The sequence below is a fragment of the Pseudomonas sp. DVZ6 genome, assembly GCF_024259445.1.
Classification (GTDB): Bacteria; Pseudomonadota; Gammaproteobacteria; order Pseudomonadales; family Pseudomonadaceae; genus Aquipseudomonas; species Aquipseudomonas peradeniyensis.
Genome location: NZ_JANCLM010000031.1, coordinates 56,240 through 81,414 on the forward strand (window position 1 = coordinate 56,240; position 25,175 = coordinate 81,414).

Here is a 25,175-nt window from a genome sequence, read left to right on the forward strand (position 1 = left end):
GCCGCGATCACCCGCAAAGCGGGTGCCACACTCAGCGCAGCCTGCTTCGCGGCTAAAGCCGCTCCTACACCTGGAAACCGGCGAAGCGCTTGTTGAACCCGGCCACCCGCCCTTCGACCGTGGTCTTGCGCTGCTGCCCGGTGTACACCGGATGCGAGGCACTGGACACATCCAGCGCCACATAGGGGTAGGTCTGACCGTCGCTGTGCATCTGGGAGCGATCTGTCTCGACGGTCGAGCCGATCAGGAAGAACACATCGGCGGCAGTGTCGTGAAACAGCACGGGGCGATAGGCGGGGTGGATACCAGCTTTCATGGGGCAATCTCCTGCGAGTTATGGTTACTTTATAACATACCCCATTGCGAATGATTTTCGATACCCCAATTTTCATTTTTCCCGCCCGCCTCACGCTGGCAAAGCGGCGCCCAACCGGGCTATGGTCGGCCTTTGCCCCAGGCCCCTGAGCCTGACCGAGCCATTCGCAAGGACACCGTATGAGCCTGTCACTCCTCAGCCGTTACGCCTTCTTCGCCGCCTGCGTGCTGTTCACCCTCGCCAGCCTGCCGTTCCTCACCCACGACTGGTTGTGGCCGTTCACCCTGACCACCGGGGTGCTCAGCCTGATCGGCGTGTTCGACCTGCTGCAGCAACGCCACGCGGTCCGCCGCAACTACCCGATCCTGGGCAACATCCGCTACCTGGTCGAGGGCATCCGCCCAGAGATCCGCCAGTACCTGCTGGAATCCGACAGCGACGCCCTGCCCTTCTCCCGCGCCCAGCGCTCGCTGGTCTACGCCCGGGCCAAGAACGAAGCCTCGGACAAACCCTTCGGCACCCTGATCGACGTCTACGAGTCGGGCTTCGAGTTCATCGGCCACTCCATGCGCCCGGCGCCGTTGGCCGACCCGGCGAGCTTTCGCGTCAGCGTCGGCGGCCCGCAGTGCACCCAGCCGTACTCGGCATCGATCTTCAACATCTCGGCCATGAGCTTCGGCTCGCTCAGCGCCAACGCCATCCGTGCCCTCAACCAGGGCGCCAAGCTGGGCAACTTCCACCACGACACCGGCGAGGGCAGCATCAGCCCCTACCACCGCGAACACGGCGGCGACCTGGTCTGGGAACTGGGCAGTGGCTACTTCGGCTGCCGCACCGCGGACGGCCGCTTCGACCCCGAGCGTTTCGCCGCCCAGGCGCAGAACCCGCAGGTGCGGATGATCGAGATCAAGATGAGCCAGGGCGCCAAGCCCGGCCATGGCGGCATCCTGCCCAAGCACAAGGTGACCCGGGAAATCGCCGAGACCCGTGGCGTCATGATGGGCGAGGACTGTATCTCGCCCTCACGCCACAGCGCCTTCTCGACCCCGATCGAGATGATGCAGTTCATCGCCCAGTTGCGTGAACTGTCCGGCGGCAAGCCGGTGGGCTTCAAGTTCTGCCTGGGCCACCCGTGGGAATTCATGGGCATCGCCAAGGCCATGCTGGAAACCGGCATCCTGCCCGACTTCATCGTCGTCGACGGCAAGGAAGGCGGCACCGGCGCCGCCCCGGTGGAGTTCACCGACCATATCGGCGTGCCGCTGCGCGAAGGCCTGCTGTTCGTGCACAACACCCTGGTCGGCCTGAACCTGCGCGACAAGATCAAGCTCGGCGCCAGCGGCAAGATCGTCAGCGCCTTCGACATCGCCAGCGTGCTGGCCATCGGCGCCGACTGGGCCAACTCGGCGCGTGGCTTCATGTTCGCCATCGGCTGCATCCAGTCGCAGAGCTGCCACACCAACAAGTGCCCGACCGGCGTGGCCACCCAGGATGCCCTGCGCCAGCGTGCGCTGGTGGTGCCGGACAAGGCCCAGCGAGTGCTCAACTTCCACCACAACACCCTGCGCGCCCTGGCCGAAATGCTCGCCGCCGCGGGCCTGGAGCATCCGGCGCAACTGGAGGCCAAGCACCTGGTGCGGCGGATCTCGGCCACCGAGATCAAGCTGTTCTCGCAGATGCACGTGTTCCTCAAGCCGGGCGAGTTGCTGACTGGCGAGGTCAATGGGCAGTTCTATTCGCGGATGTGGCAGCTGGCCCGGGCCGATAGTTTCGAGCCGCATAGCGAGGTGGCGGCCTGATCGATCACAGGGGCCGCTTTGCGGCCCTTTCGCGGCACAAGGCCGCTCCTACAGGGGGACGCATAATCCCTGTAGGAGCGGCCTTGTGCCGCGAAAGGGCTGCGCAGCAGCCCCCGCTATTTCAGCTTGTCAGCGCCTGCGCCTCTTTCGGCGCCAGACGGAAGCTGTAGTACAACGCCGTCAGCAGCACCAGGAACGCCGGGCCGATATACAGGGCCACGCGGGTATCCTCGAAGTACGCCATCAGCCCCACCACCAGCACCAGGAACGCCAGCGCCAGGTACGAGCTCAGCGGCCACAGCCACATGCGGTACTTCAGCGCGTTGCGCTCGGCAGTGCTCAGCCCGGCGCGGAACTTCAGCTGCGCCAAGAGGATCATCACCCAGGTCCAGATCGCGCCGAAGGTGGCGATCGAGGTCACCCAGACGAACACCTTCTCCGGCACCAGGTAGTTGGCCAGCACACCCAGCAGCAGCGCGGCGATCGACAGCAGCAGCGCGTTGCGCGGCACGCCGCTTTTCGAGGTGCGGGCGAAGGTGGCCGGGGCCTGGCCGTTCTGCGCCAGGCTGTAGAGCATGCGCCCGGTGCTGAAGATGCCGCCGTTGCACGACGACAGCGCGGCGGTGATCACCACGAAGTTGATGATGCCGGCGGCGGTCTTGATGCCCAGGCGCTCGAAGGTCATCACGAACGGGCTGCCCTGGCTGCCGATCTCGTTCCACGGGTAGATCGACAGGATCACGAACAGCGCGCCCACGTAGAACAGCAGGATGCGCCAGAACACCGAGCCGATGGCCTGGGGGATGGTCTTCTGCGGGTTGCGCGCTTCGCCGGCGGTCAGGCCGATCATTTCCACGCCCAGGTAGGCGAACATCACCATCTGCAGCGACATCAGCACGCCGGTCACGCCGTTGGGCATGAAGCCGCCGTTGCTCCACAGGTTGGAGATGCCCATGGCCACGCCGTCGTTACCGAAGCCGAAGGCGATGATGCCGATACCGCCGAGCACCATGGCAATGATGGTGACGATCTTGATCAGGGCGAACCAGAACTCGAACTCGCCGAATGCCTTGACCGCGATCAGGTTGATCGCGCCCATGCTGCCCAGGGCCATCAACGCCCAGATCCAGCGCGGCACGTCGGGGAACCAGATGCCCATGTAGATGGCCACCGCGGTGATCTCGGCGACACAGGTCACCAGCCACAGGAACCAGTAGTTCCAGCCCGTGAGGAAGCCCGCCAGGGGGCCTAGGTAGTCCTGCGCGTAGCGGCTGAAGGAACCTGCCACCGGGTTGTGCACGGCCATCTCGCCGAGGGCGCGCATGATCACCAGGATGGCCAGGCCACCGATAATGTAGGAGAGCATGATGGCGGGGCCGGCCATTTCGATGGCCTTGGCCGAACCCAGGAACAGGCCGACGCCGATACAGGCGCCAAGGGCCATCAGACGGATGTGCCGTTCGCCCAGCTCGCGCTTGAGCGGGCCGCCCTGGACGGACTCGTCGTGGGCAGGATGGTTGCCGACTGGCATAGCAATACAACCTCATTTTGTTATTGGATTTGACCTTCGTGCAGCACCGGCCGCGCCGATAGGCGGGGCGTCGTCTCGCCAGGCCGCCTTGTGGGCGGGCCTGTCCACCGGGCGCGGGGCGTCGGCGGGTCGAAGGGGGCGAGCAGTATAGGAAGCCACTTGCAGGGCTTTTCACTATATACAGTGGGATATTTGGCGAGAATTCTCGGCAAAAAGCCCTTTACCGGAGGGGCATTCTGGCCTCGCTCCGCCCATGCACAGGAATGGGGCAGCTACATTAACAACATTGCCGAAGAATGGAAGTCGCACCAAAGGCGCATGTTCATACGCGATTGCTCGAAGCTTCTTACAAATTTTTCACCAAACTGGGCCAGCGTCTAAGCTTCAGACAAGTAACGCGAAAACACCTGGCCGGACTCAAGACTATGGGCGCACTGTGGCAATCGGAACCAACCGGAACGGAAGCACCCAAAGCACCTCAGGCTGAAGCCCCCTTGCCCAAGACCCCACGTCAGCGCCGCCTGTGGTGGCGCCTGATCCTGCTCATCCTGTTGATCGGGCTGGTCGCGGTGGGCCTTGCCGCTTATGACGAGTTCCAGACCTCACGCCTGCAATCGCGCGAGTTCAGCCGTCTGGCCGGCACCCTCACCTACGCCCTCGAGCCCGGCCCGAGCGATGCCATCGTCTACCCGGGCGAGGGTCCCTTCGACAGGCGCCTGGGCTACAGCGCCCTGGGCGAGTTCCTGCCACGGCTGCTCAAGCGCGACTACCTGATCAACCAGCAGGTGCGTTTCTCCCCGGCGCTGATGAACTACGTCGATCACGGCCTGTTCGTGCCCTACGTGGAGAAGATCCAGGCCGGCCTGTCGATCACCGACTGCCGCGGTGACATGCTCTATCAGTACAACTACCCGCAGCACCTGTACCCGAACTTCGCGGCGATCCCACCGGTGATGGTCAACAGCCTGCTGTTCATCGAGAACCGCGACCTGCTCGACCCGAAAGACCCGCAGAACAACCCGGCGGTGGACTGGCCGCGCTTCGCCAAGGCCGCCTATAGCCAGGTGGCCAAGTACCTGGCCCTGCCCGGCCAGTCGGCCGGCGGCAGCACCCTGGCCACCCAACTTGAGAAGTACCGGCATTCGCCGGACGGGCTGACCGTCTCCGGCGCCGAGAAGATCCGCCAGATGGTTTCCGCCAGCGTGCGCGCCTACCAGGGCGGCCCCGACACCACCGAGGCCCGCGAACGCATCGTGCGCGACTACCTCAACAGCGTGCCACTGTCGGCGGTACCCGGCCACGGCGAGGTGCACGGCATGGCCGAAGGCCTGCGGGTGTGGTACGGCGCCGACTTCGACCAGGTCAACCAGGCCCTCACCTCAACGGCCAGCGACGAGAAGAGCATGGCCGAGCGCGGCCTGGCCCTGCGCCAGGTGCTGTCGCTGATGATCGCCCAGCGCCGCCCTTCGCACTACCTGTCCAAGGGCCGCATCGAGCTGGCCGATCTCACTGACTCGCACATCCGCGTACTCGCCGCCAACGGCGTCATCGAGCCTGCCCTGGCCGACGCCGCCCTGGCCAGCAAGGCGGTGTACCGCGACTGGGTGGCGCAGCCGACCATCGTGCCGATCATCACCAACAAGGGCATCAGCCTGGCTCGCAACCGCCTGGCGGCCATGCTCAACCGGCCGCTGTACGACCTCGACCGCCTCGACCTGTCGGCCACCAGCACCCTGCAGGCCGACCTGCAAGTGCAGGTCAGCCAGTACCTGAAAAACCTCGCCGACCCGGAGTTCGCCGCACAGATCGGCCTGATCGGCGAACGCCTGCTCACCGCCAAGACCACCGACCAGGTGAGCTACAGCTTCACCCTGTTCGAACGCACCGCCGACGGCTCGCGGGTGCGGGTGCAGACCGACAGCACCAACCAACCCTTCGACATCAACGAAGGCAGCAAGCTAGAACTGGGCTCCACCGCCAAGCTGCGGGTGCTGACCACCTACCTGGAGATCATCGCCGAGCTGCACGACAAGTACGCCGGCAAGCCGGCGGCCGAGCTGAAGAACGTCCCGGTGGCCGAACTCGACCGCATCACCCAGTGGTCGCTGGAATGGCTGATGCAGAACAGCAAGAACCAGAGCCTGGACGCCATGCTCGACGCCGCGCTCGAACGCAAGTACTCGGCCAACACCGGCGAGGCCTTCTTCACCGGTGGCGGCATGCATGTGTTCAACAACTTCCGCAAGGAAGACAACAACCGCAATCCGACCCTCAAGGATGCCCTGCGCGAGTCGATCAACCTGCCGTTCATTCGCCTGATGCGCGACATCGTGCGCTACGTCACCTACCAGCAGCCGTTCAACCGCGAACCGCTGCTCAGGGACGACAGCGACCCGCGCCGCCAGGAATACCTGGCGCGCTTCGCTGACCGCGAAGGCTCCAACTACACCATGCGCTTCTGGAAGAAATACCAGCGCAAGACCTCGCAGCAGCGCCTGGACACCTTCCTCGACAGCCTGCGCGTAACCCCGCAGCGCCTGGCTGCGGTGCACCGCTACCTGTTCCCCGAGGCCGGCCAGGAGACCTTCAACGCCTTCGTCCGCGCCCACAGCAAGGAAGACAAGAAGGCCATGGCCAAGCTCACCGACGGCCGCCTGGTGGAGATGTACGAAGCCTACGGCCCGGGCAAGTACGACCTGCCCGACCAGGGCTACATCGCCAAGGTCCACCCGCTGGACCTGTGGCTGCTCGGCTACCTGCTGAAGAACCCCGGCGCCTCGCTCAAGGACGCGCTCAACGCCAGCCGTTTCGAGCGTCAGGAGGTCTACAGCTGGCTATTCAAGAGCCGCCACCAGGGCGCCCGCGACAGCCGTATCCGCACCATGGTCGAGATCGAGGCGTTCACCGACATCCACCAGCGCTGGAAGCGCGTCGGCTACCCATTCGACCACCTGGTGCCGTCGCTGGCCACCGCCATCGGCAGCTCCGGCGACCGCCCGGCGGCGCTGTCCGAACTGGTCGGGATCATCCAGAACGACGGCGTGCGCCTGCCCACGCTGCGCATCGACACCCTGCACTTCGCCCAGAACACCCCCTACGAGACCCAGCTGATCAGCGACCCCGACCGTGGCCAGCGGATCCTCCCGGTGGAAGTCGCCCGGGCGCTCAAGGGCGCCATGTCGCAGGTGGTCGACGCCGGTACCGCGCGGCGCATCTCCGGCAGCTTCAAGCTGCACGACGGCACCCCGCTGGTGATGGGCGGCAAGACCGGCACCGGCGACAACCGCATCGAAAGCTTCGGCGCCGGCGGCCGGCTGATCGGCTCGCGTTCGCTGAACCGCACCGCGACCTTCGTATTCTTCCTCGGCGACAACCACTTCGGCACCCTCACCGCGTTTGTCCCGGGGCGCTCGGCCGAAGCGTTCAAGTTCACCTCGGCATTGCCGGTGCAGGTGCTCAAGGGCATGGCGCCGATCCTCATGCCGTACCTGGAGCCGGGCAACCCCACCGCCTGCAAGGCGCCGCAGGTGGCGGGCCAGTCCTGAACTATCAAAAAATTAGATGATAATCATCTGCATTTGAAGGCTTGTCTTTAGATATATCTTGAGTAATATCTTGAGATATATCTTAACAGACGGAGCCCTTCCCCATGCGCGACCACGACCCCTTCGAACGCCGCCCCGGCCGCGGCGAACGTGGCCCGCGGGTGTTCGCCCCGGGCGACCTGAAGCTGCTGATGCTGTCGATGCTGGCCGAGCAACCCGGCCACGGCTACGACCTGATCCGTCAGATCGAGACCCTCTTCGACGGCAGCTACAGCCCCAGCCCCGGGGTGATCTACCCCACCCTCAGCTACCTCGAGGAAGCCGAGCTGGTCACCGGCGCCATCCAGGGCAGCAAACGCCTCTATGCCATCACCGCTGCCGGCCGCAGTGCCTTGCAGGAACAGGCCGTCGCCCTCGACGGCGTGCGCATGCGCATCGAGGTGAGCAAGCGCGCCCTGCGCGGCCACGACCGCCCGCCGGAAATCCACGAAGCCGTCGGCAACCTGCGCCACGCGCTGCACATGCACAGCGGCCGCTGGACCAGCGAAGAGATCGAGCGGGTGCGCAACCTGCTCAACGACACCGCCAAGGCCATCGCCTCCGGGCCGGCCACCCCCGTTACGGAGAACACCCCATGAGCGACACTATTCATCGCGTCAATCACGAGATCCGCCAGCGCCGTCTTGAAGTGCTGCGGGTCACCGACCTCACCCCGCGCATGCGCCGCATCACCCTCGGTGGCGCGGAGCTGGCCGGTTTCACCAGTGTCGGCACGGACGACCACATCAAGCTGCTGTTTGCCTGCAGCCCCGAGGAACAACAGGCCATCGACGCGCGCAACCTGGGTCGCGACGGCGGCGCCCGGCCGACCATGCGCGAGTACACACCACGGCGCATCGACCTGGTGAACAACCAGCTGGATATCGATTTCGTCCTGCATGGCGACGGCCCCGCCTCTACCTGGGCAGCCCAGGCCTCGCCCGGCCAGACCTTGGACATCGCCGGCCCGCGGGCCTCGATGGTGGTGCCGGATATCTTCGACAGCTACCTGCTGATCGGCGACGAGACGGCAATCCCGGCCATAGCCCGGCGCCTGGAGGAACTGCCGGCGGGCCGCCAGGTGCTGGCGGTGATCCAGATCGAGGACGAGCAGGAGCGCCAAACGCTGACAAGCAAGGCCCAGGTCGAGGTGATCTGGGTGCGCCGGCACCAGGAGGATGTGTTGGTGCGAGTGAAACACCTGGCGCTGCCTCAAGGCCGGTTGTATGGCTGGGTGGCGCTGGAGAAGGCACTGACCCGCCAGGCCAAGGCGCTGCTGCTGGAGAAAGGCGTGCCCGAGGATGTCCTCAAGGCTGCGGCTTACTGGCGAGCTGACGGTACCGCCGACGACGAATGATCGGGATCTGCACACCCCGGTGTAGGAGCGGCCTTGTGCCGCGAAAGGGCCGCGCAGCGGCCCCCGGGGTCTCAAATTGCTGGGGCCGCTGCGCGGCCCTTTCGCGGCACAAGGCCGCTCCTACAGGGCTGCGCATGATCTGAATGGCGAGGTCGGCAATCTCATGAAGGCCTGCGCCAGCGATCCAACCCCAGCAGTACCAACCCGATCCCCCAGAACCCCGCCAGCACCATCAGGGCATTGCCCAGCACCTGCCCATATCCCAACCGTGCCACATCGATGAACGGATAGGGATAGACCCCGATCTCATGCCCGCGCAACAGCACGAAGGCGAAATACAACGCCGGGTACAACGTCCAGGCCGCCAGGTGCCAGAGCCGCAATCGCCCCTTGGGCACCTCCAGCCACCAGTACAGGAGGAACACCAGCGGCATCACATCGTGCAGCAGTTCGTCCGCCAGCCACTGCCAGCCCTGGGGCTGCCACAGGTGGCGCAGCAACAAGCTGTAGGCCAGCGCCACCAGCAGGATGCTCGCGGCGATGCACGAGCTCACCGCCGGCGACAGGAACCAGCGCCTGGCCGCCGACTCGCGGCCGAACGCGGCCTGGCTGAGCACGGTGGCCACCAGCGTGTTGCTCAACACGGTGAAAAAACAGAACAGGTTGACCAGCCCGCCGATCAGGCTGGCCTGCTCCTGCCAGCGCGCCAGCAGCACCAGGTACAACTGGATCGCCAGGCCGGTCCAGCCGAGGACGGCTGCCAGGGTCAGCCAGGGGCGGCGCGGCATCAGCCTTTGCGCTGCAGCTTCACGTACAGCTGCTCGACCTTTTCCCGTGCCCACGGGGTCTTGCGCAGGAAGGTCAGGCTCGACTTGATGCTTGGATCGCTCTTGAAGCAGCGGATGTCGACGCGCTCGGCCAGGCCCTGCCATTGGTAGTGCGCCACCAGCTCGGTGAGGATCTGCTCGAGGGTCTTGCCGTGCAGCGCGTTGTGATTGGCCGTGCTCATGCCAGTGCTCCAGGTTCGGGAAGGTGCGCACCTTACACGAGTGTAGTGGCATCTACAGCCTCTACCGCTGTGCCCTGTAGGAGCGGCCTTGTGCCGCGAAGGGCTGCAAAGCAGCCCCGACGACATAGGTCATGGCCAAGATCCTGGGGCCGCTTTGCGGCCCTTTCGCGGCGCAAGGCCGCTCCTACTGGGTAAACGCGTCACCACATAAAGTGCTGGCCAGTGGCAAACAGCTTGTGATGAAATGTTATAAAGTAACCACTAACAATTCTGCCAAGGAACGCCACATCCCCATGCGTCACATGCCGCTGCACCTCTCCCCCCTTGCCGTCGCGCTCTGGCTGGCCTCCACCTCCAGCCAGGCCGTGGAGCTGCAACCCCAGGTGATCACCGCCAACCCGCTGGGCAACGCCCAGCTGGCCGCACCCAGCACCGTCCTCGAGGGCGACGACCTGCTGCAGCAGCAACACGGCAGCCTCGGGGAAACCCTCAACAAACAGCCCGGCGTTGCCTCCACCTGGTTTGGCCCCGGTGCCAGCCGCCCGGTGATCCGCGGCCTGGACGGCGACCGTATTCGAATCCTGCGCAACGGCGTCGGCGCCCTGGACGCCTCGTCGCTGTCCTATGACCACGCCGTGCCACTGGACCCGGTGACCGTCGAACGGGTCGAGATCGTCCGCGGCCCTGCCGCGCTGCTGTATGGCGGCAACGCCATCGGCGGCGTGGTCAACACCTTCGACAATCGCATCCCCGACTCGCCCATCGACGGCATCCATGGCGCGGGCGAGCTGCGCTACGGCGGCGCCGACACCACCCGCAGCAGTGCCGGCAAGCTTGAGGCCGGCAACGGCGCCTTCGCCCTGCACCTGGACGCCAACAGCCGCCAGTTCAACGACCTGCGCATCCCCGGCTACGCCCGCAGTTCGAAAGTCCGCGATGCCGACGAGCCCGGCAGCAAGCATCGCCTGAAAAACAGCGACGGCCGTCAGGACGGCGGTGCGATCGGCGGCTCCTACCACTGGGACCACGGCTATACCGGCCTGTCCTACAGCCGCTACGACAGCAACTACGGCTCGGTGGCCGAGCCCGGCGTGCGCCTGGACATGCAGCAGGACCACTACGGCTTCGCCTCGGAACTGCGCGACCTCGACGGGCCGTTCAGTTCGGTCAAGGTCGATGCCGGCTACACCGACTACCAGCACCGCGAAATCGAAAGCGGCGAGGTGCACACCACCTTCAAGAACAAGGGCTACGAGGCGCGCATCGAGGCCCGTCACCAGCCGCTGGGCCCGGTCGAGGGCGTGATCGGCGCCCAGGTCAGCCGCAACGAGTTCTCCGCGCTGGGCGAGGAAGCCTTTGTCCCGCACACCGACACCGACAGCCTGGCGCTGTTCCTGCTCGAACAATGGCAGGCCAGCGAACGGCTCAACCTGAGTCTGGGCGCGCGCCTGGAGCACACCCGGGTCGATCCGGACGCCAAGGGCAACGAGAACTTCGCCGGGGCCGACAGCGCCAGCAGCTTCAACGCCTTCAGCCTGTCCTCGGGCGCGGTGTACCAGCTCGACCCGATCTGGTCGCTGGCCGCCAACCTCGGCTATACCGAGCGCGCGCCGACCTTCTACGAGCTGTACGCCAACGGTGCCCACGTGGCCACCGGCGCCTACGAGATCGGCGATCCGAACCTGAACAAGGAAAAGGCCATCTCCACCGACCTGGCCCTGCGCTTTGACAACGGCACCCACAAGGGCAGCGTCGGCGTGTTCTACAGCCACTTTCGCAACTACATCGGCCTGATCGGCACCGGCAACCTGCGTGAAGGCCATGATCACGGCCACGACGATCATGACCACGATCACGACCATGATCACGGCGATATCCCCGAGTATGCCTACCAGGGCGTGCGAGCACGCTTCTACGGCATCGAGGCCCAGGATCGCTGGCAACTGCTGGAAAACCGCTACGGCAGCTTCGCCCTGGAACTGTCCGGCGACTACACCCGGGCCAAGAACCTCGACAGCGGCGAGCCGCTGCCGCGCATCGCGCCGCTGCGCCTGAACAGTGGCCTGGTCTGGGAGCTGGACCACTGGCAGGCGCGGGTCGATGTGCAGCACGCCGCGTCACAGCACCGCAAGCCGGCCAACGAAACCAGCACCGATGGATACACCACCCTCGGCGCCAGCCTGGGCTATCGCTTCGACATCGGCCAGAGTGAATGGCTGGCCTTCGTGCGCGGCGAGAACCTCACCGACCAGACCGTGCGCTATGCCAGCTCGATCCTGCGCGATATCGCGCCGGCGCCGGGGCGCAGTGTGCAGGTGGGACTGCGCACTTCCTTCTAAGGCTCCTCTGTGGGAGCGGGTTTACCCGCGAATGCGTTAGTGGATTCAACATTGCATTCGCGGGTAAACCCGCTCCCACAGTGGCCCCTGTACCTCGAACTGTTACCTAGTGAGCAACAATCCCCTGCGACATTTTGTCTTTTTTTCTTACAACTTCCCCTATATCCTCCCTGCCGCAAGCTGAATCGCTTCACTCGATCCCCAACGCAGTCATTTCCCTTCGAAGATCTCGCACTTCGTTGCGCTTGCCGTTTCCTCAACAATCAAAAGATAGCGCTATCTCATGCTCCAGCTGCCCAATACCCGCTACTCCGGCCTCGCCCTCGCCACCCTGCTCGGCGCCCTGTCCCCCACCACCAGCGCCAGCGAGATGTTCGCCAAGGACTCGCCGTGGATGCTCGGCGACTGGGGCGGCACCCGCAGCGAGCTGCTGGAAAAAGGCTATGACTTCACCCTCGGCTACACCGGCGAGATGGGCAGCAACCTGCACGGCGGCTACAGCCACGACCGCGCTGCGCGCTACAGCGACCAGTTCACCTTCGGCGTGAACATGGACCTGCAAAAGATCCTTGGCTGGCACGACACCGAGTTCCAGCTGACCGTCACCGAGCGCCATGGCGACAACATCAGCAACGATCGCATCAACGACCCGCGTGTCGGTGGCTTCACCTCGGCGCAGGAAGTCTGGGGCCGTGGCGAGACCTGGCGACTGACCCAGATGTGGATCAAGCAGAAGTACTTCGATGGCGCGCTGGACGTGAAATTCGGCCGCTTCGGCGAAGGCGAGGACTTCAACAGCTTCCCCTGCGACTTCCAGAACCTGGCGTTCTGCGGCTCGCAGGTGGGCAACTGGGTCGGTGGCATCTGGTACAACTGGCCGGTCAGCCAGTGGGCCCTGCGCGTGCGCTACAACCTGAACGACGAACTCTACGCCCAGGTCGGCGTGTTCGAGCAGAACCCCTCCAACCTCGAGAGCGGCAACGGCTTCAAGCTCAGCGGCAGCGGCACCCAAGGCGCGGTGATGCCGGTCGAACTGGTCTGGAGCCCGCGGGTCAATGGCCTGAAAGGGGAATATCGCGCCGGCTACTACTACAGTAATGCCAAGGCACAGGATGTACTCAAGGACAGCAACGGCACGCCAGCCGCCATCAGCGGCGCCGCCTACCGCAGCAGCTCGAGCAAGCATGGCCTGTGGCTGGGCGCCCAGCAGCAGGTGACCGCGCTGGCCTCGGACCAGTCGCGCGGCCTGAGCCTGTTCGCCAATGCCACGGTGCACGACAAGAAGACCAATGCCATCGACAACTATGTGCAGGCAGGTGTGGTTTACAAGGGGCCCTTCGATGCCCGCGCCAAGGACGACATCGGATTCGCCCTGGCCCGCGTGCACGTCAATCCCGGCTACCGCAAGAACGCCCGCCTCATCAACCAGGCCAACGGCCTGGACGACTACGACAACCCCGGCTTCCTGCCCGTGCAGGACACCGAGTACAGCGCCGAACTCTATTACGGCATCCACCTGGCCGACTGGCTCACCGTGCGCCCGAACCTGCAGTACATCCGCCATCCGGGCGGAGTGTCGCGGGTCGACGACGCCCTGATCGGCGGCCTGAAGATCCAGAGCAGTTTCTAACCCGACCCTTTCACACTACGGAGAACAGACGATGAGCACTGACGGTGCCAAGAATGGAACCCGCTGGCTACCGCGCCTGATGGGCGTATTGCTGCTGCTGATGGGCCTGGCCCTGCTGGCCGGCGGCATCAAGCTGAGCCAGCTGGGTGGCTCGCTTTACTACCTGATTGCCGGCATCGGCTTCGCCTTGTCCGGCATCCTGCTGCTGGCCAAGCGCCGTATCGCCTTGGGCCTGTATGGCCTGGTGCTGCTGGGCAGCACCGCCTGGGCGCTGCTGGAAGTCGGTCTGGACTGGTGGCAACTGGTGCCGCGCCTGGCCATCTGGTTCGCCATCGGCGTGGTCCTGCTGCTGCCGTGGGCGCGCCGCCCGCTGGTCGGCCCCGCGTCGAAGGTCAACACCGCCCTGCTCAGCGTCGCCGTGGTCGCCTCCGGCGCCACCGCCGTGGCCAGTCAGTTCACCCACCCGGGCGAGATCCGTGGCGAGTTCACCCGCGACAACAGCGAGATGGGCAGCGCCGCCCCGGCCATGCCGGACGGTGAATGGCAGGCCTACGGCCGCACCGAACACGGCGACCGCTACTCGCCGCTGCGCCAGATCACCCCGCAGAACGCCTACCGCCTGGAAGAGGCCTGGCGCATCCGCACCGGTGACCTGCCGAGCGAAAACGACCCGGTGGAGCTGACCAACCAGAACACCCCGCTGAAGGTCAACGGCATGCTCTATGCGTGCACCGCCCACAGCCGCCTGCTGGCCCTGGACCCGGACACCGGCGCCGAGATCTGGCGCTACGACCCGCAGGTCAAGAGCCCCACCGGCACCTTCAAGGGCTTCGCCCACATGACCTGCCGCGGCGTCTCGTACTACGACGAGAACAGCTACGTCAGCCGTGACGGCAGCCCCGCGCCGAAGATCACCGACGCAGGCCAGGCCGTGGCCCAGGCCTGCCCGCGCCGCCTCTACCTGCCCACCGCCGACGCCCGCCTGATCGCCATCAACGCCGACACCGGCAAGGTCTGCGAAGGCTTCGCCAACCAGGGCGTGATCGACCTGACCCGCGGCATCGGCCCGTTCACCGCCGGTGGCTACTACTCCACCTCGCCGGCGGCGATCACCCGTAGCCTGGTGATCATCGGTGGCCACGTCACCGACAACGAGTCGACCAACGAGCCGTCCGGCGTGATCCGCGCCTACGACGTGCACGACGGCCACCTGGTGTGGAACTGGGACAGCAACAACCCGGACGACACCAAGCCCCTGGCCGACGGGAAAATGTACAGCCGCAACTCGGCCAACATGTGGTCGATCGCCAGCGTCGATGAAGACCTCGGCATGATCTACCTGCCGCTGGGCAACCAGACCCCCGACCAGTGGGGCGCCGACCGCACTCCCGGCGCCGAGAAATACAGCGCCGGCATCGTCGCCCTGGACCTGGCCACCGGCAAGGCGCGCTGGAACTACCAGTTCACCCACCACGACCTGTGGGACATGGACGTTGGCAGCCAGCCGACCCTGGTTCACCTGAAGACCGACGACGGCGTCAAGCCGGCGGTCATCGTGCCGACCAAGCAAGGCAGCCTGTACGTGCTCGACCGCCGCGACGGCACGCCGATCGTGCCGATCCGCGAGATCCCGGTACCGCAGGGCGCCGTGAAAGGCGACCACACCGCGCCGACCCAGGCCCGCTCCGACCTCAACCTGCTCGGCCCCGAGCTGACCGAACAGGCCATGTGGGGCGCCACGCCGTTCGACCAGATGCTCTGCCGCATCCAGTTCCGCAGCCTGCGCTACGAAGGCCAGTACACCCCGCCGTCCGAGCAGGGCAGCCTGGTCTACCCGGGCAACGTCGGCGTGTTCAACTGGGGCAGCGTGTCGGTCGACCCGGTGCGCCAGATCCTCTTCACCTCGCCGAACTACATGGCCTTCGTGTCGAAGATGATCCCGCGTGAGCAGGTAGCCGAAGGCAGCAAGCGCGAAAGCGAGACCAGCGGCGTGCAGCCGAACGCCGGCGCGCCATACGCGGTAACCATGCACCCGTTCATGTCGCCGCTGGGCATCCCGTGCCAGGCGCCAGCCTGGGGCTATGTGGCGGCCATCGACCTGTTCACCAACAAGGTGGTGTGGAAGCACAAGAACGGCACCACCCGCGACAGCACCCCGGTGCCGATCGGTATGCCGGTGGGCGTGCCGAGCATGGGTGGCTCGATCGTCACCGCCGGTGGCGTGGGCTTCCTCAGCGGCACCCTGGACCAGTACCTGCGCGCCTATGACGTGAAGAACGGCCAGGAGCTGTGGAAGGGCCGCCTGCCGGCAGGCGGCCAGGCCACGCCGATGACCTACACCGGCAAGGACGGCAAGCAGTACGTGCTGGTGACCGCCGGCGGCCATGGCTCGCTGGGCACCCGCATGGGTGATTACATCATCGCTTACAAATTGGCTGAGTAAGCCAGCCCCGTCTGGCAAGCAGCCCTGTAGGAGCGGCCTTGTGCCGCGAAAGGCCGCAGAGCGGCCCCGGTTATCAACGCAGATGCAAAGATTGCCGGGGCCGCTCTGCGGCCCTTTCGCGGCACAAGGCCGCTCCTACACCATTGAAACCCATCCTCCCCTGCCCCATCTAAGCACCATAGCCATTCACGCAGGTGCCCCATGAGCGACCAGCAGGATTTCCCGGAACATCCCGACGAACACAGCGAAGTCGAACACCTCGATACCTCGGCCACCCCCGGCCACCACCTCGCCCTGCCCGGCCAGCAGCTGCCGGACAAGGTCTACGTGATCCCGATCCACAACCGCCCGTTCTTCCCCGCGCAAGTGCTGCCGGTGATCGTCAACGAAGAACCCTGGGCCGAAACCCTCGACCTGGTCGCCAAGACCCCGCACCACTCCCTGGCGCTGTTCTTCATGGACACCCCGCCGGAAGACCACCGCCACTTCGACACCAAGGCCCTGCCCGAGTACGGCACGCTGGTGAAGGTGCACCACGCCAGCCGCGAAGGCGGCAAGCTGCAGTTCGTCGCCCAGGGCCTGACCCGGGTGCGCATCCGCACCTGGCTCAAGCACCATCGCCCGCCCTACCTGGTGGAAGTCGACTACCCACGCCAGCCGGCCGAGCCCACCGACGAGGTCAAGGCCTACGGCATGGCCCTGATCAACGCGATCAAGGAGCTGCTGCCGCTCAACCCGCTGTACAGCGAAGAGCTGAAGAACTACCTCAACCGCTTCAGCCCCAACGACCCGTCGCCACTGACCGACTTTGCCGCCGCCCTCACCTCGGCCACCGGCAACCAGCTGCAGGAAGTGCTCGACTGCGTGCCCATGCTCAAGCGCATGGAAAAGGTCCTGCCGATGCTGCGCAAGGAAGTCGAGGTGGCCCGGCTGCAGAACGAGATCTCCGCCGAGGTGAACCGGCAGATCGGCGAGCACCAGCGCGAGTTCTTCCTCAAGGAGCAGCTCAAGGTCATCCAGCAGGAGCTGGGCCTGACCAAGGACGACCGCAGCGCCGACCTGGAGCAGTTCCAGCAGCGCCTGGAGGGCAAGACCCTGCCTGACCAGGCGAAAAAACGCATCGACGAAGAGATGGGCAAGCTGGCCATCCTCGAGACCGGCTCGCCGGAGTACGCCGTTACCCGCAACTACCTGGAATGGGCCACGGCCCTGCCCTGGGGCATGTACGGCAAGGACAAGCTCGACCTCAAGCACGCGCGCAAGGTGCTCGACCGCCACCACGCGGGCCTGGACGACATCAAGGAACGTATCCTCGAGTTCCTCGCCGTGGGCGCCTGGAAGGGTGAGATCAGCGGCTCCATCGTGCTGCTGGTGGGCCCGCCGGGCGTGGGCAAGACCAGCATCGGCAAGTCCATCGCCGAATCCCTGGGCCGGCCGTTCTACCGCTTCAGTGTCGGCGGTATGCGCGACGAGGCCGAGATCAAGGGCCACCGCCGCACCTATATCGGCGCCCAGCCGGGCAAGCTGGTGCAGGCGCTGAAGGAAGTCGAGGTGATGAACCCGGTGATCATGCTCGACGAGATCGACAAGATGGGCCAGAGCTACCAGGGCGACCCGGCCTCGGCGCTGCTGGAGACCCTCGACCCCGAGCAGAACGTCGACTTCCTCGACCATTACCTGGACCTGCGCCTGGACCTGTCCAAGGTGCTGTTCGTCTGCACCGCCAACACCCTCGACTCGATCCCCGGCCCCTTGCTCGACCGCATGGAAGTGATCCGCCTGTCCGGCTACATCACCGAAGAGAAGCTGGCCATCGCCAAGCGTCACCTGTGGCCCAAGCAACTGGAGAAGGCCGGCGTGTCCAAGGCCAGCCTGGGCATCAACGACGCCGCCCTGCGCGCGGTGATCGAAGGCTACGCCCGCGAAGCCGGGGTGCGGCAGCTGGAAAAACAGCTGGGCAAGCTGGTGCGCAAGTCGGTGGTCAAGCTGCTCGAGGACCCCGAGGCCAAGATCAGGATTGCCGCCAAGGACCTGGAGCCCGCCCTGGGCATGCCGGTGTTCCGCAGCGAACAGGTGCTGGCCGGCAAGGGCGTGATCACCGGCCTGGCCTGGACCAGCATGGGCGGTGCGACCCTGCCCATCGAAGCCACCCCCATCCATACCCTCAGTCGTGGCCTCAAGCTCACCGGACAGCTGGGCGAGGTGATGAAGGAGTCGGCGGAGATCGCCTACAGCTACGTCAGCTCGAACCTGAAGCAGTTCGGCGGTACGCCGGGTTATTTCAACGAGGCCTTCATCCACCTGCATGTCCCTGAAGGCGCCACGCCGAAGGACGGCCCCAGCGCCGGCGTGACCATGGCCAGCGCCCTGCTGTCGCTGGCCCGTGACCAGGCGCCGAAAAAGGGCGTGGCGATGACCGGCGAGCTGACCCTGACCGGCCAGGTGCTGCCGATCGGCGGGGTGCGCGAGAAGGTGATCGCGGCGCGCCGGCAGAAGATCTTCGAACTGATCCTGCCGGAGGCCAACCGTGGCGATTTCGAGGAATTGCCCGAATACCTGAAGGAAGGCTTGACCGTGCATTTCGCCAAGCGCTTCGCCGACGTGGCGAAAGTGCTGTTCTAAAAAGCCCAAGCCCGCTCCTGCAGGAACCTGTAGGAGCGGGCTTGCCCCGCGATCTGGCCCGCACAGACCACACAAACTTCCGACAGCTTCGGTTATCCTCAGGCAACTTCAGCCTCAGGAGCCAACATGATCGCCCCTCGTCTGCTCGTCCCCCTGGGCCTGGCCCTGCTCACCGCCTGCGCCCAGCACCCGCAACACACCGTCGAACTGGACGGCGATAGCGAGTGCCCCAAGCGTCTGGTCGTCGGCCAGACCATGACCCTCACGCTGCCCAGCAACCCCACCACCGGCTACCGCTGGCTGCTGCAGAACCCGGCCCCGGAGATCCTGCGCAGCCTCGGCCCCGAGGTATACAACTCACCGGAACAAGCCGGCATCGTCGGCAGCGGCGGGCTTTCCACCTGGCGTTTCCAGGCCAAGGCCGCCGGCGAGGGTCACCTGATCCTGGTCTACCAGCAGCCGTGGGCCCCGGAAGTGCGCCCGGTGCAGACCTTCGATTGCGCCATCCGGGTCAAGTAAGCGGGCGGCGCCGGTCAGCGAATCATGCAAGCTTGCCGTGGTTTGGCTAGAATGCCGCCCCTGTAGATTGCCAGCCGCCTGGACCCACCCGTGAGCAAACAACCCGACCGCCTATTCGCCCAACCCCTGGAGCAGGTGCCCGACTTCGTCTTCAACGAAGACGTGGTGCAGGTGTTCCCGGACATGATCAAGCGCTCGGTGCCCGGTTACCCGACCATCGTCGAGAACCTCGGCGTGCTGGCCGCGCGCTTCGCCCAGCCGAACTCCGCGCTGTACGACCTCGGCGCCTCGCTGGGCGCGGTGACCCAGGCGCTGCGTCGCCATGTGCGCACGGACGGCTGCCGGGTCATCGCGGTGGACAACTCCGCGGCCATGGTCGAGCGCTGCCGCCAGTACCTCACCGCCCAGGACTCGATGTTCCAGGAGCTGCTGCCGGTGCAGGTGCTGGAGGCCGACATCCTCGCCCTGCCCTTCGAGCCCGCCTCGGTGGTGGCGATGAACTTCACCCTGCAGTTCGTCGCCCCCGAGCAGCGCCTGGAGCTGCTGGGCCGCATCCGCCAGGCCCTGTTGCCGGGCGGTGCGCTGATCCTCTCGGAAAAACTGCGCTTCACCGACGCGCAGGAGCAGGACCTGCTCAACGAACTGCACCTGGACTTCAAGCGTGCCAATGGCTACAGCGAACTGGAAATCGCCCAGAAGCGCAGTGCCATCGAGAACGTGATGAAGCCCGACACCCTGGAGACCCATGAACAGCGCCTGCGCGCTGCCGGTTTCTCCAAGGTCGTGCCCTGGTTCCAATGCCTCAACTTCGCCTCGCTGATAGCCCTGCCATGATCGATCTGTCCCCCCTCGTCCGCCGCCTGGCGGGCACGCCCCTTGCCACCTGGTCCCAGGGCCTGCAGGCGCAACTCGAAGCCAAGCTGGAAAAGGGCCACGGCGACCTCGACCGCTGGCGTGGCGCCCTCGAGGCACTGCCGCAGCTGACCCCGAGCGAGATCGACCTGGTCGACGGCCTGCGCCTGGACTGCACCTGCGACGACGCCACCCGGGCGCAGATGCGCCAGGCGCTGATGGGCCTGTCGCCCTGGCGCAAGGGCCCGTTCGACCTGTTCGGCGTGCATGTCGACACCGAATGGCGCTCGGACTGGAAATGGTCGCGGGTCGGCCCGCACCTGGACCTCAAGGGCAAGCGTGTGCTCGACGTCGGCTGCGGCAACGGCTACTACCAGTGGCGTATGCTCGGCGCCGGCGCCGACATGGTCATCGGCGTGGACCCCAACTGGCTGTTCTTCTGCCAGTTCCAGGCCGTGCAGCAGTACCTGCCTGAACTGCCGGCCTGGCACCTGCCGTTCGCCCTCGAAGAGCTGCCGGCCAACCTCGAAGGCTTCGACACCGTGTTCTCCATGGGCGTGTTCTACCACCGCCGCTCGCCCATCGAGCACCTGCTGGCGCTCAAGGACTGCCTGGTCAAGGGCGGTGAACTGGTGCTGGAAACCCTGGTGATCGAGGGTGACGAAAACCAGGTGCTGGTACCCGAGGATCGCTACGCGCAGATGCGCAACGTCTGGTTCCTGCCGTCGGTGCCGGCCCTGGAGCGCTGGCTGCGCCGCGCCGGCTTCAGCGATGTGCGCTGCGTCGATGTCAGCGTCACCAGCATCGAGGAGCAGCGCAGCACCGAGTGGATGCGCTACCAGTCGCTGGGCGACTTCCTCGACCCGAACGACCACGGCAAGACCGTCGAAGGCCTGCCGGCCCCGCGTCGCGCCACATTGCTGGCACGCAAATAAAAAAAGGCGCCCGTTCGGGCGCCCAGGGTCACCTGCGCCGAGGAGCTGTCGCGGTGCAGGTGTGTGGTACTCAGTCCTTGGCCAGTTCGCGGGCCTTTTCCTCGGCCTCGCGCTCGGCCAGCGCCTGCTGCTTGTCGCCGTGCAGGCGAGCCTGGTCGTCGCGGAACGCTTGCCAGAATTGCTTCGAACGTTCCGCGCCACCCTCGGCGAAAACACTGGTGCTGCCCAAGGCGAGAATCGCCAGCAGCAGGTACTTGGTCAGGTTCATCGTGCTTGCCTCGTGTTAACCGTTTCGACAGGGCCATCATCGCAAGCGGCAGCTAACGCCAAGGTGAGGCGGACATTACAGTCCTGCAAGACAACCGCATCGCGGGGCAAGCCCGCTCGCACAGGATCGCCCTGTCAGGCACATGACCCGCGTATTACAAATCCGTTATTCCCGCCGCTTGCCCATTCGCATCCAGTAACATCCTCGCCGCTTGACCCTGATGTCACTACAGGGTCGAGAATCGCCCCCTTTCCACACAGAGCCCGACCATGCGCCTACTGATCATCGAGGACGAACCCCGCACCGCCGACTACCTGCAACAGGGCCTGCGCGAGAACGGCTACGTGGTCGATTGCGCCCACACCGGCACCGACGGCCTGCACCTGGCCCGCCAGCAGGCGTACGACCTGGTGATCCTCGATGTCAACCTGCCCGGGCTCGATGGCTGGGGCGTGCTGCAGCGCCTGCGCGCCGAATCCTCGACGCGGATCATGATGCTCACCGCCCATGGCCGCCTGGCCGACCGGGTCAAGGGGCTGGACCTGGGCGCTGACGACTATCTGCTCAAGCCCTTCGAGTTCCCCGAACTGCTGGCGCGCATCCGCAGCCTGTTGCGGCGCAACGACCAGCATCTGCAGCCAAGCACGCTGAAGGTCGCCGACCTCGAACTCGACCCCGGCCGCCACCGGGCCTGGCGCGGCGGCCAGCGCATCGACCTGACCGCCAAGGAATTCGCCCTGTTGCACCTGCTGATGCGCCAGAGCGGCGAGGTGCTGTCGCGCACGCAGATCATCTCGCTGGTGTGGGACATGAACTTCGACTGCGACACCAACGTGGTGGAGGTGTCGATCCGCCGCCTGCGGGCAAAGATCGACGACCCGTTCGAGGACAAGCTGATCCACACCCTGCGCGGCGTCGGCTACGTGCTCGAGGCACGGACGTGAAGCGCTCCAGCCTGTCGCTGCGCCTGGGCCTGACCGTCACCTTGCTGGGCGCGGCGCTGGTCTTGCTGCTGGCGTGCCTGGCGGTGTTCGCCCTCGACCACGAGCTGGACAGCCGGGCGCGTAAGGACCTGGCGCGCAAGATGCAACAGGTCGAACACAACCTGCGCGTCGATCTGCGCAGCGACGATCTGGGTGCCCGCGCCCACCCCCTGCTCGACCTGGTCATGGGGCACGACAACCTCAGCCTCAGCGTGCTGGCCGTCAACGGCCGCCACCCCGCCCTGCTCAGCCTGGGGCCGGCGCTGCAGTCGCAGCACCTGCTGAACCAGGAGGCCGACAACCAGCTGACCTTCCATACCTGGCGCGACGATGATGGTAATCAGATCCTCACTGCCAGCCGCCTGATGCGCCTGCGCGACGACACCCCGGTCAAGGTGCTGATGTCGCTCAACCGCAGCGATGACAACAGCCTGTTGCAGGCCTACCTGAACTCGACCCTGCTGGCCCTGCCGCTGCTGCTGGTGCTGATCGGCATCGCCGCGTGGAAGCTGGTGCAGCGCGGCCTGCGCCCGCTGCGGCACTTTCGCCGGATCGCCGGGCAGGTCTCGACCCAGGACCTGGCGCATCGCCTGCCGGACGAGGGCCTGCCTGCCGAGCTGGCCGACCTGGCCCGTGCCATCAACGTCATGCTCGACCGGCTCGACCAGGGCGTGCGCCAGCTGTCGCAGTTTTCCGACGACCTGGCCCACGAACTGCGCACGCCGATCGGCAACCTGATGGGCAAGGCCCAGGTGACCCTGGCCCGCGAGCGTGATGGCGACAAGTATCGCGAGGCGCTGGAGGACAGCGTCGAAGAGCTGACCCGGCTCAACCGCATCATCAACGACATGCTGTTCCTGGCCCAGGTCAGCCAGCCGCAGACCCAGGTGGCACTGACCCCTGTGGCGCTGGCAGACGAAGTGGCGCGGGTGAGTGAGCTGTTCACCTTCAGCGCCGAGCTCAAGGGCATCTCCCTGCACTTGCAAGGCTGGGGTACCGCGATGGCGGACAAGCTGATGTTCCAGCGGGCGCTGTCGAACCTGCTGAGCAATGCGATTCGCCATGGCCCTGAAGGCCAGCCGGTGGCCGTGGGGATTGAGCGAGTCGGTGACCAGGTCTGCGTGTGGGTGGAAAATCGCGGGCCGGGGATTGGCGAGGCGCATTTGCCGCACCTGTTCGAGCGGTTCTACAGGGCCGGGGCCGGGCGTTCGCGATTGGAAGGCGGGACGGGGTTGGGGCTGGCGATCGTCAAGTCGATCATGCAGTTGCATGGGGGGCGGGTGGAGGTTCAGAGCCAACCAGCGGGCCCGACTCGCTTCACCCTGGTGTTCCAGGCCGAGTGATCCACCGCCAGCGCCGGCCTCTTCGCGGGTAAACCCGCTCCCACAGGGATCTCACCAGCCCTGGGGCTTGCCCAGTACCTGTGGGACCGGTTTACCCGCGAAAGGGCCGGTACTGAAGAGCGCTGATCAGCGCGAAGCGGCGACGATCAGTGCCTTCATCTCTGCTACCGCCGCCTTGAAACCGACAAACAGCGCATGGGCCACCAGCGCGTGGCCGATGTTCAGTTCGTTGATGCCCTTGATCGCGGCCACGGCCTCGACGTTGTGGTAGTGCAGGCCATGGCCGGCATTGACGATCAGGCCCTGGCTAACGCCAAATGCCACGCCATCGACAATACGCTTGAGCTCCTCTGCCACCTCGGTCGGTGTCTCGGCGTCCGCATAGCGGCCGGTGTGCAGCTCGATGGCCGGCGCGCCGACACGGCGCGAAGCCTCGATCTGCCGCTCGTCGGCATCGATGAACAGCGACACCTCGGCGCCAGTGCGCGACAGGCGCTCGACCGCCGCCTTGATCCGCGCTTCCTGGCCGGCCACATCGAGGCCGCCTTCGGTAGTCAGTTCCTGGCGGGTTTCCGGCACCAGACAGATATGCGCCGGGCGGATCTTCTCGGCGAAGGCCATCATCTCTTCGGTGACGCCCATCTCGAAGTTCATGCGGGTCTGCAGCACGTCCTTGAGCAGCAGCACGTCGCGCTCCTGGATATGCCGGCGGTCTTCGCGCAGGTGCACGGTGATGCCGTCGGCACCCGCTTCCTCGGCGTCCAGGGCGGCCTTGACCGGGTCCGGATAGCGGGTGCCCCGGGCCTGGCGCAAGGTCGCCACGTGGTCGATGTTGACGCCGAGAAGCATGCGGTTGCTGTGAGTCACGAAGGGGCACTCCTGAAGGTTGAGGGCCACAGCATACGTGCTGATCAGCGCTTGCGAAACAGTTCCCGGCTGACCAGCGGCTTGGGCCCCAGGTGCACCGCCAGGGCCTGGCGCATCAGGCGCTTGGCGGCGAGCAAGGCGCCGGGCGCCTCCCAATCGGCCTGGGCCAGGGCCAGCAGCTCGCTGCCCTTGAACAGCCCGGGCTGGAACAGCTCGACCCGCTCAAGGCCAGCGTCCACCTGCAGGCGATAGAGCCCCTCGGCGACGACGGCGCTGTCGTTGACGTCATGATCCAAAGCGAAGGCATAACCCAGCTCGTCCAGCAGGCGCCATTCGAAGGAGCGCAGCAACGGCTCCAGCGGCCGCCCGGCGGCCAGGGCCTGCAAGGTCAGGGTGTAGTGTTCGAACAACGCCGGGTGCGGCGCCTCGGCGGGCAACAGGCGCATCAGCAGCTCATTGAGGTAGAGTCCGCTGAACAGCGCGTCGCCATGCAGCCAGGCGGCAATGCCGGAGCTGTCCAGGCGGCCGACGTTCTTCAGTTCGCCGCGCCCGCGCAGTTCGACTTCCAGCGGCACGAACGGCCGCACCAGGCTGCCACCCTTGCCCCGCGCCCGGCGCAGCACCGCCCGCACCCGCCCCTGGGGGGTGAGGAAGTCCACCAGCGCGCTGGTTTCCTTGTAGGGGCGGCTGTGCAGCACGTAGGCGGGTTGGGGGGCTGGTTGTTCCATGACGATCTCTGAACCCAGGTTTGACGCAACCCATGTAGGAGCGGCCTTGT

General features: G+C 65.9%; 20 protein-coding genes. 13 read left to right on the forward strand and 7 right to left on the reverse strand.

Going from position 1 to position 25,175, the window contains the following annotated elements; all coding sequences use genetic code 11:
* Positions 1-64: 64 nt before the first annotated feature.
* Complete coding sequence (locus NMG10_RS18025) at positions 65-316, reverse strand: type B 50S ribosomal protein L31 (RefSeq protein ID WP_203647775.1); 252 nt, start codon at positions 314-316, stop codon at positions 65-67.
* Positions 317-495: 179 nt separating this feature from the next.
* Here NMG10_RS18025 and NMG10_RS18030 point away from each other — a divergent pair, with 179 nt between their 5' ends.
* Positions 496-2,115, forward strand: coding sequence for an FMN-binding glutamate synthase family protein (locus NMG10_RS18030; protein WP_203647776.1), 1,620 nt, complete (start codon positions 496-498; stop codon positions 2,113-2,115).
* Positions 2,116-2,236: 121 nt separating this feature from the next.
* Here NMG10_RS18030 and NMG10_RS18035 read toward each other — a convergent pair whose 3' ends face one another.
* Complete coding sequence (locus NMG10_RS18035) at positions 2,237-3,646, reverse strand: amino acid permease (protein WP_232855788.1); 1,410 nt, start codon at positions 3,644-3,646, stop codon at positions 2,237-2,239.
* 425 nt (positions 3,647-4,071) lie between these two features.
* Between NMG10_RS18035 and NMG10_RS18040 the strand changes: the two genes are divergently transcribed.
* The 3 genes from NMG10_RS18040 to NMG10_RS18050 all read left to right on the forward strand — a co-directional run bounded on the left by NMG10_RS18040 (position 4,072) and on the right by NMG10_RS18050 (position 8,587).
* The gene (locus tag NMG10_RS18040; protein WP_254464846.1) at positions 4,072-7,191 is read left to right on the forward strand and encodes a transglycosylase domain-containing protein; all 3,120 of its coding nucleotides are present in this window, start codon (positions 4,072-4,074) and stop codon (positions 7,189-7,191) included.
* Between the two features lie 104 nt (positions 7,192-7,295).
* Entirely contained in the window at positions 7,296-7,829 is a 534-nt protein-coding gene (locus NMG10_RS18045) for a PadR family transcriptional regulator (protein ID WP_203647779.1), read from the forward strand.
* A complete protein-coding gene (locus NMG10_RS18050; RefSeq protein WP_254464847.1) occupies positions 7,826-8,587 on the forward strand; it encodes a siderophore-interacting protein in 762 nt (253 codons plus the stop codon). The genes NMG10_RS18045 and NMG10_RS18050 overlap by 4 nt, the downstream gene beginning before the upstream one ends.
* A 161-nt stretch (positions 8,588-8,748) precedes the next feature.
* Here the strand turns inward: NMG10_RS18050 and NMG10_RS18055 are convergent, their stop codons facing one another.
* On the reverse strand, positions 8,749-9,375 hold the full coding sequence (locus NMG10_RS18055; protein ID WP_203647781.1) for a Pr6Pr family membrane protein: 627 nt from the start codon (positions 9,373-9,375) through the stop codon (positions 8,749-8,751).
* The gene (locus NMG10_RS18060) at positions 9,375-9,596 is read right to left on the reverse strand and encodes a VF530 family DNA-binding protein (protein WP_028690109.1); all 222 of its coding nucleotides are present in this window, start codon (positions 9,594-9,596) and stop codon (positions 9,375-9,377) included. The genes NMG10_RS18055 and NMG10_RS18060 overlap by 1 nt, the downstream gene beginning before the upstream one ends.
* Positions 9,597-9,889: 293 nt before the next feature.
* On the opposite strand from NMG10_RS18060, the gene NMG10_RS18065 reads away from it, so the two are divergent.
* From NMG10_RS18065 to cmoB, 7 genes are all read left to right on the forward strand, one after another.
* Positions 9,890-11,935 (forward strand): TonB-dependent receptor, encoded by a 2,046-nt coding sequence (locus tag NMG10_RS18065; protein WP_254464848.1) that lies wholly within the window; start codon positions 9,890-9,892, stop codon positions 11,933-11,935.
* A gap of 283 nt (positions 11,936-12,218) precedes the next feature.
* Positions 12,219-13,565 (forward strand): carbohydrate porin, encoded by a 1,347-nt coding sequence (locus tag NMG10_RS18070; RefSeq protein WP_203647783.1) that lies wholly within the window; start codon positions 12,219-12,221, stop codon positions 13,563-13,565.
* Between the two features lie 31 nt (positions 13,566-13,596).
* The gene (locus NMG10_RS18075; protein ID WP_203647784.1) at positions 13,597-16,008 is read left to right on the forward strand and encodes a glucose/quinate/shikimate family membrane-bound PQQ-dependent dehydrogenase; all 2,412 of its coding nucleotides are present in this window, start codon (positions 13,597-13,599) and stop codon (positions 16,006-16,008) included.
* A gap of 201 nt (positions 16,009-16,209) precedes the next feature.
* Entirely contained in the window at positions 16,210-18,630 is a 2,421-nt protein-coding gene (gene lon, locus NMG10_RS18080; protein WP_254464849.1) for an endopeptidase La, read from the forward strand.
* A gap of 126 nt (positions 18,631-18,756) precedes the next feature.
* The gene (locus tag NMG10_RS18085; protein ID WP_203647786.1) at positions 18,757-19,149 is read left to right on the forward strand and encodes a protease inhibitor I42 family protein; all 393 of its coding nucleotides are present in this window, start codon (positions 18,757-18,759) and stop codon (positions 19,147-19,149) included.
* Positions 19,150-19,239: 90 nt separating this feature from the next.
* Complete coding sequence (gene cmoA, locus NMG10_RS18090; RefSeq protein WP_050703993.1) at positions 19,240-19,983, forward strand: carboxy-S-adenosyl-L-methionine synthase CmoA; 744 nt, start codon at positions 19,240-19,242, stop codon at positions 19,981-19,983.
* Positions 19,980-20,936: a tRNA 5-methoxyuridine(34)/uridine 5-oxyacetic acid(34) synthase CmoB gene (gene cmoB / locus NMG10_RS18095; RefSeq protein WP_203647787.1), complete on the forward strand. Its 957-nt coding sequence runs from the start codon at positions 19,980-19,982 to the stop codon at positions 20,934-20,936. The genes cmoA and cmoB overlap by 4 nt, the downstream gene beginning before the upstream one ends.
* 70 nt (positions 20,937-21,006) lie before the next feature.
* Here cmoB and NMG10_RS18100 read toward each other — a convergent pair whose 3' ends face one another.
* Complete coding sequence (locus NMG10_RS18100; protein ID WP_203647788.1) at positions 21,007-21,204, reverse strand: hypothetical protein; 198 nt, start codon at positions 21,202-21,204, stop codon at positions 21,007-21,009.
* Positions 21,205-21,473: 269 nt separating this feature from the next.
* Between NMG10_RS18100 and NMG10_RS18105 the strand changes: the two genes are divergently transcribed.
* Together NMG10_RS18105 and NMG10_RS18110 are read left to right on the forward strand one after the other, a co-directional pair.
* Entirely contained in the window at positions 21,474-22,148 is a 675-nt protein-coding gene (locus NMG10_RS18105) for a heavy metal response regulator transcription factor (RefSeq protein ID WP_050703990.1), read from the forward strand.
* The gene (locus NMG10_RS18110; protein ID WP_232855783.1) at positions 22,145-23,530 is read left to right on the forward strand and encodes a heavy metal sensor histidine kinase; all 1,386 of its coding nucleotides are present in this window, start codon (positions 22,145-22,147) and stop codon (positions 23,528-23,530) included. The genes NMG10_RS18105 and NMG10_RS18110 overlap by 4 nt, the downstream gene beginning before the upstream one ends.
* A gap of 126 nt (positions 23,531-23,656) precedes the next feature.
* Here the strand turns inward: NMG10_RS18110 and pdxJ are convergent, their stop codons facing one another.
* Both pdxJ and recO read right to left on the reverse strand, forming a co-directional pair.
* Positions 23,657-24,397, reverse strand: a complete 741-nt coding sequence (pdxJ, locus tag NMG10_RS18115; RefSeq protein ID WP_203647789.1) for a pyridoxine 5'-phosphate synthase — start codon at positions 24,395-24,397, stop codon at positions 23,657-23,659.
* A 44-nt stretch (positions 24,398-24,441) separates the two neighbouring features.
* Positions 24,442-25,125, reverse strand: coding sequence for a DNA repair protein RecO (recO, locus tag NMG10_RS18120; RefSeq protein WP_203647790.1), 684 nt, complete (start codon positions 25,123-25,125; stop codon positions 24,442-24,444).
* Between the last annotated feature and the right edge of the window lie 50 nt (positions 25,126-25,175).